This is a genomic window from Stenotrophomonas sp. STEN083, from assembly GCF_056759195.1.
On sequence record NZ_JBRRCU010000002.1, the window covers coordinates 51,099 to 62,897 of the forward strand.

An 11,799-nucleotide genomic window follows, 5' to 3' on the forward strand; every position below is an offset into this window, starting at 1 on the left:
TCAGGCGTTGACCGAATCGGCCACGTCCTTGTAATCGCTGATCTGGTCGAAGTTCATGTAGCGATAGATCTCGGCACCTGCCGATTCCAGCACGCCAACGTCGGCCATGTACTCTTCCTTGGTCGGGATGCGACCCAGACGCGAGCAGATTGCGGCCAGTTCGGCCGAACCCAGGTACACGTTGGTGTTGCGGCCCAAGCGGTTCGGGAAGTTGCGGGTCGAGGTCGACATTGCGGTGGAGCCTTCGCGGATCTGCGCCTGATTGCCCATGCACAGCGAGCAGCCCGGCATTTCCATGCGCGCGCCAGCCGAACCGAAGGTGCCGTACACGCCTTCCTTGGTCAGCTCGGAGGCATCCATCTTGGTCGGCGGGGCAACCCACAGACGTGTCGGGATGTCGCGCTTGCCTTCCAGCAGCTTGGCAGCGGCACGGAAGTGACCGATATTGGTCATGCACGAACCGATGAACACTTCGTCGATCTTGGCACCGGCAACTTCGGACAGGGTCTTCACGTCGTCCGGGTCGTTCGGGCAAGCCACGATCGGCTCGTGGATGTCGGCCAGGTCGATTTCGATGACGGCGGCGTATTCGGCGTCGGCATCACCCTGCAGCAGTTCCGGGTTGGCCAGCCATGCTTCCATCTTCTCGATGCGGCGTGCCAGCGAACGGGCATCCTGGTAACCCTCGGCAATCATCCACTTCAGCAGCGTGATGTTGCTGGTGAGGTACTCGATGATCGGCTCCTTGTTCAGGTGCACCGAGCAACCAGCGGCCGAACGCTCGGCCGAGGCATCGGACAGTTCGAACGCCTGCTCGACCTTCAGATCCGGCAGACCTTCGATTTCCAGGATGCGGCCGGAGAAGATGTTCTTCTTGCCAGCCTTGGCCACGGTCAGCAGGCCGGACTTGATCGCGTACAGCGGGATCGCGTTGACCAGATCACGCAGGGTCACGCCAGGCTGCATCTTGCCCTTGAAGCGAACCAGCACCGACTCCGGCATGTCCAGCGGCATGACGCCAGTGGCAGCTGCGAAGGCGACCAGGCCCGAACCGGCCGGGAACGAGATGCCAACCGGGAAACGGGTGTGCGAGTCACCACCGGTACCGACGGTGTCCGGCAGCAGCATGCGGTTGAGCCAGCTATGGATCACGCCGTCGCCCGGACGCAGCGAGACGCCGCCACGGGTGGAGATGAACTCCGGAAGGGTGTGATGGGTCTTGACGTCCACCGGCTTCGGGTAGGCAGCGGTGTGGCAGAACGACTGCATCACCAGATCGGCCGAGAAGCCCAGGCAAGCCAGGTCCTTCAGCTCGTCGCGGGTCATCGGACCGGTGGTGTCCTGCGAGCCCACCGAGGTCATCTTCGGTTCGCAGTAGGTGCCCGGGCGCATGCCCTTGCCTTCCGGCAGACCACAGGCGCGGCCAACCATCTTCTGCGCCAGCGAGTAACCCTTGCCCGTATCGGCCGGCTGCACCGGCAGACGGAACAGATCGGTGACCGGCAGGCCCAGCGCTTCACGCGCCTTGGCGGTCAGGCCACGGCCGATGATCAGCGGAATACGGCCACCGGCGCGCACTTCGTCGAACAGCACGTCGCTCTTGACCTGGAATTCGGCGATGACTTCGCCGCTCTTCAGTGCCTTGCCGTCGTACGGGCGCAGCTCGACAACATCGCCGTGCTCCATCTGCGACACGTCCAGCTCGATCGGCAATGCGCCGGCGTCTTCCATGGTGTTGTAGAAGATCGGAGCGATCTTCGAACCCAGGCACACGCCACCGAAGCGCTTGTTCGGGATGAAGGGGATGTCTTCACCAGTGAACCACAGCACCGAGTTGGTTGCGGACTTGCGGCTGGAACCGGTGCCGACCACGTCGCCGACGTAGGCAACCAAGTGGCCCTTGTCCTTCAGCGACAGGATTTCCTGGATCGGACCACGCTTGCCGTCTTCTTCCGGCACGAACGGCGCGTCGGGACGCTTGTTCTTCAGCATCGCCAGCGCGTGCATCGGGATGTCAGGACGGGTGGTTGCGTCCGGTGCCGGTGACAGGTCGTCGGTATTGGTTTCGCCCGGCACCTTGAACACGGTGATGGTCAGGCTCTGCGGCACTTCCGGCTTGCTGGTGAACCACTCGGCATCGGCCCAGCTCTGCAGCACGCCCTGTGCATTGGCGTTGCCGGCCTTGGCCTTCTCCTGCACGTCGTGGAATGCATCGAACACCAGCAAGGTGTGCTTCAGGCCTTCAGCGGCGATGGCGCCGACTTCGGCATCGTCCAGCAGCTGGATCAGCGGCGCGACGTTGTAACCGCCGAGCATGGTGCCCAGCAGTTCGGTGGCGCGCTCACGGCTGATCAGTGCGTTCTTCTCGCTGCCGAAGGCAATCGCGGCCAGGTACGAGGCCTTGACCTTGGCGGCGTCATCGACACCAGCCGGCACGCGATTGGTGATCAGATCGACCAGGAACTCGGCTTCGCCAGCCGGCGGGTTCTTCAGCAGTTCAATGACGTCGGCCGTCTGCTGTGCAGTGAGCGGCAACGGCGGGATGCCAAGCGCGGCGCGCTCGGCTACGTGGTGGCGGTAGGCTTCCAACATGACAACTCCCGGGTGTAACGGTTAAAAAGTGGATGGGCTCAGGCTTGCGGCACGATCAGCTTCAAGCCCTTGAAGTAATCGCGATAAAACGTGTCGTTCCAGGTGATCAGGCCGTCGCACTGCAGCAGTGCATGTGCGCCCACCATGAAATCGTCGATGCGGCGGGTATCGCCGCTGCGCTGCCGGTGGCGGCGGTGCATCTCGCCGGCACGCAGCGCGGATTTGGCTTCCAGCGGATTGAAATGGACACCCATTTCTTCCAGCGCACCCTGCACCTCGGCGCCGCCGCGCAGCGATGCACAGATCTCGGCCAGGGTGGTACCGCAGATGACCACCCGACCGCCGACCAGCGCCTGCCGCAGGCAGGCTTCCACCGCGTCGGCACGTGGGCCGTCGCTGAGCAGCTCGATCAGGACGGGAGAGTCAACGGCGATCATCATGCCTCGCCGGCCTCGTCACGGACGGTACGCACGGCCTGTTCGGCCGATTCAAACCCGTCCAGAGCGAACTTGCCGCGGGCGCGCGAGATGGCGTCGTCTACGCTCTTGCGCAGGATGATGCGGCTGCCATCCAGCTCAACCTTGAGCTGGGTGCCCTTGGTCAGGCCCAGCGCGTCACGTACGGCCTTGGGCAAGGTGATCTGCCCGCGTTCAGCTACGGTGGCTTCCATGGGACCTCCAATGAAGTATGTACGAATTATACATACTTCGGTCGGCATACCCCAAACCCACCTCTGTAATGCCGACCCATGGTCGGCTGAGCTTCACCTGTAGTGCCGAGCCATGCTCGGCTGGGGCTTTACCGGGAAGGCCTCAGCCGAAAATGGCCCGGCTCTACGCCCCTCCCTTTGGCGCAGCCAAGGGGAGGGTTGGGGAGGGGTAGCTCTTTGCCTGGCTGATGCAGCATTGGCTTCGCGGCTTACGCCGCTCCTGCAAAACACGTTCGATTTGTCAGCTGAGGCAATACCGGGAACGCCCCTGCCGAGCATGGCTCGGCACTACAGTCGCGGCGCTGCTTGCACACCGTTACATGCCCGCAACACGCCGTTGCCTAAACTGCGGCCAGCAAACATGAACCGAATGCAGGGTGCTTCGTCCATACTCGGAGTGGCATCCACCTGTCAGGGCCCATGGCCCTGGCAAGCCCGCGCAGCGCCCCGGCGCCGCCGCAAGCCATCAGCACTAACAGGAGTCAGCGGTATGAGCGATACATTCTCCACCCGTAGCCAACTGGAGGTTGGCGGCCAGCAGTACACCTACTGCAGCCTTCCCAAGCTCGGCCAGAAGTTCGACATCTCCCACCTTCCCTACTCGATGAAGATCCTGCTGGAGAACCTGCTCCGGCACGAGGACGGCGGCCAGACCGTCGGCCCGGATCACATCGAAGCCGTCGCCCGCTGGAACCCCAAGGCCGAACCCGACACCGAGATCGCCTTCATGCCGGCGCGCGTGGTACTACAGGACTTCACCGGCGTGCCCTGCGTGGTCGACCTTGCCGCGATGCGTGATGCCGTGACCAGACTGGGCGGCAAGGCCGAGCAGATCAACCCGCTGATTCCCTCCGAACTGGTCATCGACCACTCGGTGCAAGTGGACGTATTCGGCCGCCCGGACGCACTGGACCTCAACGGCAAGATTGAATTCGAGCGCAACCAGGAACGCTACAGTTTCCTGCGCTGGGGCCAGAAAGCCTTCGAGAACTTCAAGGTGGTTCCGCCGAACACCGGCATCGTCCACCAGGTCAATCTGGAGAACCTCGCCCGCGTGGTGATGGAACGGCAGATCGACGGCAGCAACTGGGCCTTCCCGGACACCGTGTTCGGCACGGACTCACATACCACCATGATCAACGGCATCGGCGTGCTCGGCTGGGGCGTCGGCGGCATCGAGGCCGAGGCCGCGATGCTGGGCCAGCCCTCCTCGATGCTGATCCCGCAGGTGGTCGGCTTCAAGCTGACCGGCAAGCTGCCCGAAGGCACCACCGCCACCGATCTGGTGCTCACCGTCACCCAGATGCTGCGCACGCTCGGCGTGGTCGGCAAGTTCGTCGAGTTCTATGGCGAGGGCCTGCAGCACCTGCCGCTGGCCGACCGTGCCACCATCGCCAACATGGCACCGGAGTACGGCGCCACCTGCGGCATCTTCCCGATCGATGCCGAGTCACTGAACTACCTGCGCCTGTCCGGCCGCAGCGATGCGCAGATCAACCTGGTCGAAGCTTACGCAAAGGCGCAGGGCCTGTGGCACGACTCCAATAGTCCGCACGCGCAGTACAGCGCCACACTTGAGCTGGACATGGCCGACGTCAAACCGTCGATGGCCGGCCCCAAGCGCCCGCAGGACCGCGTGCTGCTGGAAGACGTGCACAGCAACTTCACCGAGGCACTGAAGGGCCTGACCAGCCACCGCGAACAGCGCAATGGCGACGTCGCCGACTTCATCAACGAGGGCGGCGGTGCTGCGGTTGGCAACGAGCAGCTGGCCAAGGGCCATGCCGACATCGTGATCAACGAACAAGCGATGCGCTTGAAGGATGGCGCGGTGGTCATCGCAGCCATTACCTCCTGCACCAACACCTCCAACCCGGCGGTGATGCTTGGCGCCGGCCTCCTCGCGCGCAATGCTGCACGGCTGGGGCTCAAGGCCAAGCCGTGGGTCAAGACCTCGCTTGGACCGGGCTCCCGCGTGGTCACCGACTATCTTGAAAAAGCCGGCGTCCTGCCGGACCTGGAGAAGCTGGGCTTCTTCGTGGTCGGCTACGGCTGCACCACCTGCATCGGCAACTCCGGCCCGCTGCCTACTGAAGTCAGCGCGGGCATCGCTGCAGGCGACCTGGTGGTTGCCTCGGTGCTGTCGGGCAACCGCAACTTCGAAGGCCGCGTCCATCCGGAAGTGAAGGCCAACTACCTGGCCTCGCCGCCATTGGTGGTGGCATACGCCATTGCTGGCACCGTGCGCATCGACCTGAGCAAGGAGCCGCTGGGCAAGGGCAACGACGGCCAGGACGTCTACCTGCGCGACATCTGGCCGAGCAACAAGGAAATCGGCGACACCATCGCCGCCACCGTCGGCCCGGAAATGTTCAAACAGAACTACGCCGACGTGTTCAAGGGTGACACCCGCTGGGCGCAGATTGAGTCGCCGGAAGGCCAGGCCTACGAATGGAATGGCGACTCGACCTATATCAAGAACCCGCCCTACTTCGATGGCATGACCATGCAGGTCGGCAGCATCAGCGACGTGCATGGCGCACGGGTGATGGGACTGTTTGGTGACTCCATCACCACCGACCACATCTCCCCGGCCGGCAACATCAAGAAGGATTCGCCGGCAGGCCGCTTCCTGCAGTCGCGTGGCGTACAGCCAGCCGACTTCAACAGTTACGGCAGCCGCCGCGGCAATGACGATGTGATGGTGCGCGGCACCTTCGCCAACATCCGCATCAAGAACCTGATGTTCGGCGGCGAAGAAGGCGGCAACACGCTGTACTACGCCCCGGGCAGCAATACCGGCGAGAAGCTGGCGATCTACGACGCGGCGATGAAGTACAAGGCCGATGGCGTGCCGCTGGTGGTGTTGGCTGGCAAGGAATACGGCACTGGCTCATCGCGCGACTGGGCGGCCAAGGGCACCAACCTGCTCGGCGTCAAGGCGGTGATCGCCGAAAGCTTCGAGCGCATCCACCGCTCCAACCTGGTCGGCATGGGCGTGCTGCCGCTGCAGTTCCACGACGGCGAGAACGCACAGACGCTGGGCCTGGATGGTTCGGAAGTATTTGATGTGACTGGTCTGGAAGATGGCAAGGCCAAGCTCGCCACGGTAACTGCGACCAAGGCTGATGGCAGCCGCAAGAGCTTTACTGCCAAGGTGCTGTTGCTGACGCCGAAGGAAGTGGAGTACTTCCGCAATGGTGGCTTGCTGCAGTATGTGTTGCGGCAGTTGGCGGCAAAGAAGGTTGCTTGATCTGCGGCGTTGAATGTTGAGTTGAAAGAACGCCCCTGCTGGGGCGTTCTTTTTTTAATTGACTGAGGTTTTGTAGCCAGACCAAGAGCACCCCTCCCCAGCCCTCCCCTTGGGTGCGCCAAAGGGAGGGGGCAAGAGCAGCCCGCTTGTCTCCCTCCCTTTGGCGCAGCCAAGGGGAGGGCTGGGGAGGGGTGCCTTTGCGCTTTAGCGCTTCAACGCATTCAACCTGCTACCACGCCAAAAAGGTCAACCTTCCCCACCCACCGGCCCCCAATCCGCGCTATACACCTGCCACTCCCCGTCCTGCTCACGCCAGCCGGTAACCACTTCCTGCATCTGCCCACGCTCGGGCAGCAGCCCCTGGTTGCCACCCGTCAGCAGCACAGTGAAGCGCACGGTCGCAGTACCACCCTCGCCCATCTCCACCCGAAGCGGCCCGGTCTGGACGCCTACCTTGGCGTTCAACAGCAACTGCCCGCGCAGCAAACGCTCCATCCCAGCGCGATCCAAGCCCTCGTTGCCCACGAAGTCTTCGGCCATTCCATCCATGAAGCCGCTGGGCTTGCCTGCCTCCACGCTTTTTTGCATTGCAGCAAAGCTTTCGCGCAGCCGCTGTTCCGGTGGTTCGCGGCCACAAGCGGCCAGCAAAAGCATGATCACCGCACAAAGCATGCAGTTGAAGACTGATCGCATCATCTATCCCTTCGCCTTTTCAATTCGTAACGGTATGCTGGCAACAATAACGCCGGTGCCCGATGATCGGGCCTGACCACTAGATCATTCCATTTCCTGGAGGGGAAGATGACGCAAGAACGTCCTTGGCTGCAGAGCTACCCGGCTGGTGTACCGGCTGAAATCGACGTCAACGAATTCCACTCCGTCGCCGATGTTTTCAATGCCTCGGTCGCCAAGTTCCGTGATCGCCCGGCCTACTCCAACTTCGGCAAGGTCCTGACCTATGGCGAAGCGGACGCACTGGTCACCCAGTTCGCCGCCTACCTGCTGGGCGAGCTGCAGCTGAAGAAGGGCGATCGCGTTGCGATCATGATGCCCAACTGCCTGCAGTACCCGATCGCCATCTTCGGCATCCTGCGTGCCGGCCTGACCGTGGTTAACGTCAACCCGCTGTATACCGCACGCGAGCTCAAGCACCAGCTGGTCGATGCCGGTGTCTCCGTGCTGCTGGTGGTCGACAACTTCGGCGATACCGTGCAGCAGGTGATCGCCGATACGCCGGTCAAGCAGGTCATCACCACCGGCTTGGGCGACATGCTCGGCTTCCCCAAGGGCCCCATCGTCAACTTCGTGCTGAAGTACGTGAAAAAGATGGTGCCGGACTACGACCTGCCCAAGGCCATCCGCTTCAAGGATGCATTGAAGCTGGGCAAGCGCCACAGCATGCCGGTGGTCGAGGTGGACCACGATGACATCGCCTTCCTGCAATACACCGGCGGCACCACCGGCGTGGCCAAGGGCGCGATGCTGACCCATCGCAACCTGATCGCCAACATGCAGCAGGCGTCGGCCTGGATCAGCGCCTCGGGCGTCAAGCCTGGCGAGGAAGTCATCATCACCGCGCTGCCGCTCTACCACATCTTCGCGTTGACGGCGAACGGTCTGGTTTTCATGAAGCTCGGCGGTTTGAACTACCTGATCACCAACCCGCGTGACATGAAGGGCTTCATCAAGGAGCTGAAGAACAACCGCTTCACCGCCATCACCGGCGTCAACACGCTGTTCAACGGCTTGCTCAACACCGAGGGCTTCGACGAAGTCGACTTCTCCAATCTGAAGTTTGCCCTCGGCGGCGGCATGGCCGTGCAGCGCGCCGTGGCCGACAAGTGGAAGAAGGTCACCGGCGTCACCCTGGTGGAAGCCTACGGCCTGACCGAGACTTCACCGGCTGCCTGTATCAATCCGCTGGACCTGAAGGAATACAACGGCGCCATCGGCTTGCCGATCCCCTCCACCGAAGCCTGCGTCAAGACCGACGACGGGCAGATGGTGGCATTGGGTGAAGTGGGCGAACTGTGCATCCGCGGCCCGCAGGTAATGAAGGGCTATTGGCACCGCCAGGACGAAACCGACAAGGTGATGGACGCCGATGGCTGGTTGCATACCGGCGACATGGCGCGCATGGACGAAAACGGCTTCTTCTACATCGTCGACCGCAAGAAGGACATGATTCTGGTGTCCGGCTTCAACGTCTACCCGAATGAGATCGAAGACGTGCTGGCGATGATGCCGGGCATCCTGGAAGTGGCCGCCGTTGGTGCGCCCAACGAGAAGTCAGGCGAAGTGGTGAAGGTGGTCATCGTCAAGAAGGACCCCAACCTCACCGAGGAGCAGGTGAAGGAATTCGCCCGCGCCAACCTGACCGGTTACAAGCACCCGCGCATCGTCGAGTTCCGCAAGGAACTACCCAAGACCAACGTCGGCAAGATCCTGCGCCGCGAGCTGCGTGACGCCAAGCCGGAAGCCTGATGCTTCAGGCGTGACCCCTGAAAGCCTCCCCGCAAACGGGGAGGTTTTTTTTGTGCCTGTGAACTGATTGGGAAGCTGTGCGTGATCGCCCGCACAGAGTGATGGTTATCAGCGCCAGCCCGACGACCGCACTTTAAAGCCGCATACCTTCGCGTGATTCGTCATCCGCATTGCCGGCTACGGGCACGGGCACGATTGCCGTGGCACGTTCATCGGATCCAACAAGCGTCAGCGACATCGCCGCAATGGCGGTGACGGTACCGCCAGATTCGCCGCGGGAAACGAGATGGCCGGTAGTGCGCGGCTGATCGACCGCCCGTTCCTGAGGTAGCTCCACCACGGTTCCGCGTACGGCTACCCGATCACCGGTGCGAAGCCGCGAACCCATGCGCATGGTGAACTCGGCCTCGGCAGGCATGTTGATCGAGGTGTCATAGCCCTGATCCAGCACGAACACCCCATCGGATGTGGCCGGGTTGCCATCGCCTTCGTCCTGCAGGAACCAACCAATCGTGGGCGTGCCACGATCGCCTTCGCCCAGGGTTTCCTTGAGCTCCTGACCGATGTCGTCGTTGTCGCCCATCAGGTTGCGCACCACGATGCCTTCGACCAGCACCTCGCTGCCAAGCAGCGGGCTGCTCGCCCCCTGCCCTTGCACCTGCCCGATCAGCTGACGCGCGGGATCCATTGGCTCTACATGGAATTGGCTGCCAGGCAGTGGAAAGCCGCAACCGGTCGACGTCAATGCCGTACCGAGAACCGTGACTTTGGCTAGTGCTGACTTCCAACACATGACGTCCGTGCACCCCGTCTTTTTGTAGGAACGGCGTTAGCCGCGAAGCTCGTAGATTGTCAGATTACAAAAAAAACTGGACAAGGTGCATTCCCCGGCTTCGCGGCTTACGCCGCTCCTACGAAAGCCTGGCGCAGAAAGCACCGCTCGCCTGTGGGAGCGGCGTCAGCCGTGAACTCGTACATCATCAGATTGCAGAGATTCCTTGGCTGCAAGCATTGCCTGCTTCGCGGCTTACACCGCTCCTACAAAAGTCCTTGGCGTCAGGGCTGTGCGGTCTGCAACCGGTAGCTCGCCTGGCTACGGTACTCGACGCCATTCAAGGTGGTGCGCACTTCCACCGCATGCTCGCCCGGGCTCAGCTTGGTCGGCAACGCCGCGCGCCACAAATGGCTGGACGGTACAGCTTCCGGCGAACGGTCGTAGCCACGCAGCTCACTCGCCAGATCATCGGCAATGTTCTGCACCAGCAAGCGCGGGTCGGACTGCTTGACCTGCTTCATCGGCTGCCATTCACCGCCATCAACACGAAACTCCACCGGCAAGCCTTCATAGCCCATGAAGACGTTGGCATAGATGCCCCAGGCCGGATACGCGCCCTGACGCAGTACCTTGGGCGCATGCAGGGCGATCTGCTGATCTGCAGGTGCACGGGCAACGCGGTACTCGACGCTGTACTGGCCCTGCGGACGTACGTTGAGCAGGCCGTAGCCGTTGGGCGTGCCGTCGGCCATGGTGGTATCGGGAATACCCTGCGTGTCCTTTACCCCTGACCAGAACGCGCCACAGGCTGCCCCAACGTTGTACTCGTGCAGCGGCTTGGCACCATTCCAGCCCTGCGCGGCGCCCCAGAACACCTGACTCTGGTTGTGGGTATGACCGCTGACGATCAGCGGATGCGCCACCTGCTCCAGCAGCTTGAACAAGCGGGCGCGATCTTCAGCACGGTATACGTGATCGAACAGCGGGATATGGAAGCCAAGTACCACCAGCTTGTCCTTCGGGATGGTCGGCAAGTAGGCCTCAAGGAAGGAGAACTGATCCTCGCGCAGGCCGCCGATATAGGCCGGCTTCTGGCCGGGCTGGGCGATGATGTCGTCCATGCCGATGAACACCATCGAAGCCTCTTCCCAGGCATAGGTGTCGGGGCCGAGTTGGCGGTGATAGCTGGCCAGTGAATCGGCATCGCTGCTCGCGCCCAGATCCATGTCGTGGTTGCCGGGGACATGCAGCCACGGCACACCCAGCGAAGTGACCGCCTTGGTCAGTGCCGGATAGAGACTGGGGTCGTCATTGGTGATGTCGCCCAGGGTCATGCCAAGGCGTGCCTGATGCGTGCCGCGCAGCGGCGCAATGATGTCGCGCTCGAAGTAGCTGACGTCCAGCGCGGTGCTGGTCTGGCTGTCAGCCAGCAACAGCGTCTGGAAGCTGCTGGGTGCGTTCTTCTCCAGCTTCAGCGCGAATGGGCGACACTGCGCCTCACCCTCGCCTGCCTGTGGCCGCCAGATATCAGGCAGGCCATCCGCGCGCTTGGCGGCGCTATAGCCCGCCGGTTTGATGATGAAGATGTTGGGCTGGCTGGAGGCCGGCAGCTGGTATCGACCATCCTGGCCAGTGCTGACGATGTGCTCGCCATCGGAGACACGGATGCCTGCCAACGGCTTCTCGCCGGCGTCCTGTCGGCCATTGCCGTTGCTGTCGAGGAATACCGCGCCTTGGACACAGGATGCGCTGGCGGTGAACGGCGCGCAGGCCAGCAACAGAGCGGGCAACAGGAGTGGGCGCATGGAGGTCTCGGCAACAATGGGCAGGCGGCCATTATCGCCCCGGGATGCTGCAAAGGCATTGCTGCAGGTGGCGGGCAACCTCGTTCTTGTAGGAGCGGCGTCAGCCGCGAAGCCGATACCTCGTACGATTGCAGAGATCGCTAGCCGCGACGCATTGCCAGCTTCGTGGCTGACGCCGCTC

The 11,799-nt window shown here is 62.6% G+C and carries 9 protein-coding genes; 3 read left to right on the plus strand and 6 right to left on the minus strand.

Annotated elements, in window-relative coordinates:
• From acnB to ACVOK8_RS01000, 3 genes are read right to left on the minus strand one after another with little or no spacing between them, the layout of a single operon-like run.
• Positions 1-2,592 carry a bifunctional aconitate hydratase 2/2-methylisocitrate dehydratase gene (gene acnB / locus ACVOK8_RS00990; protein ID WP_481565173.1) on the minus strand — a complete coding sequence of 864 codons (2,592 nt, stop codon included), beginning with the start codon at positions 2,590-2,592 and terminating at the stop codon, positions 1-3.
• A 38-nt stretch (positions 2,593-2,630) separates the two neighbouring features.
• Positions 2,631-3,029, minus strand: coding sequence for a type II toxin-antitoxin system VapC family toxin (locus ACVOK8_RS00995; protein ID WP_481513245.1), 399 nt, complete (start codon positions 3,027-3,029; stop codon positions 2,631-2,633).
• Positions 3,029-3,262 (minus strand): AbrB/MazE/SpoVT family DNA-binding domain-containing protein, encoded by a 234-nt coding sequence (locus ACVOK8_RS01000; protein ID WP_481535712.1) that lies wholly within the window; start codon positions 3,260-3,262, stop codon positions 3,029-3,031. Before ACVOK8_RS01000 ends, ACVOK8_RS00995 begins: the two co-directional genes overlap by 1 nt.
• Before the next feature lie 529 nt (positions 3,263-3,791).
• Here ACVOK8_RS01000 and acnA point away from each other — a divergent pair.
• Entirely contained in the window at positions 3,792-6,554 is a 2,763-nt protein-coding gene (gene acnA / locus ACVOK8_RS01005) for an aconitate hydratase AcnA (RefSeq protein ID WP_481565174.1), read from the plus strand.
• Between the two features lie 246 nt (positions 6,555-6,800).
• Here the strand turns inward: acnA and ACVOK8_RS01010 are convergent, their stop codons facing one another.
• Complete coding sequence (locus tag ACVOK8_RS01010; RefSeq protein WP_481565175.1) at positions 6,801-7,103, minus strand: nuclear transport factor 2 family protein; 303 nt, start codon at positions 7,101-7,103, stop codon at positions 6,801-6,803.
• Here ACVOK8_RS01010 and ACVOK8_RS01015 point away from each other — a divergent pair.
• Positions 7,102-7,323, plus strand: coding sequence for a hypothetical protein (locus ACVOK8_RS01015; RefSeq protein WP_481565176.1), 222 nt, complete (start codon positions 7,102-7,104; stop codon positions 7,321-7,323). The two genes, ACVOK8_RS01010 and ACVOK8_RS01015, sit on opposite strands and share 2 nt — an antisense overlap.
• Before the next feature lie 32 nt (positions 7,324-7,355).
• Entirely contained in the window at positions 7,356-9,038 is a 1,683-nt protein-coding gene (locus ACVOK8_RS01020) for a long-chain fatty acid--CoA ligase (protein ID WP_481565177.1), read from the plus strand.
• 133 nt (positions 9,039-9,171) lie between these two features.
• Here the strand turns inward: ACVOK8_RS01020 and ACVOK8_RS01025 are convergent, their stop codons facing one another.
• Positions 9,172-9,726 carry a single stranded DNA-binding domain-containing protein gene (locus ACVOK8_RS01025; protein WP_481565178.1) on the minus strand — a complete coding sequence of 185 codons (555 nt, stop codon included), beginning with the start codon at positions 9,724-9,726 and terminating at the stop codon, positions 9,172-9,174.
• Between the two features lie 368 nt (positions 9,727-10,094).
• The gene (locus ACVOK8_RS01030; RefSeq protein ID WP_481565179.1) at positions 10,095-11,618 is read right to left on the minus strand and encodes a calcineurin-like phosphoesterase C-terminal domain-containing protein; all 1,524 of its coding nucleotides are present in this window, start codon (positions 11,616-11,618) and stop codon (positions 10,095-10,097) included.
• Positions 11,619-11,799: the final 181 nt, after the last annotated feature.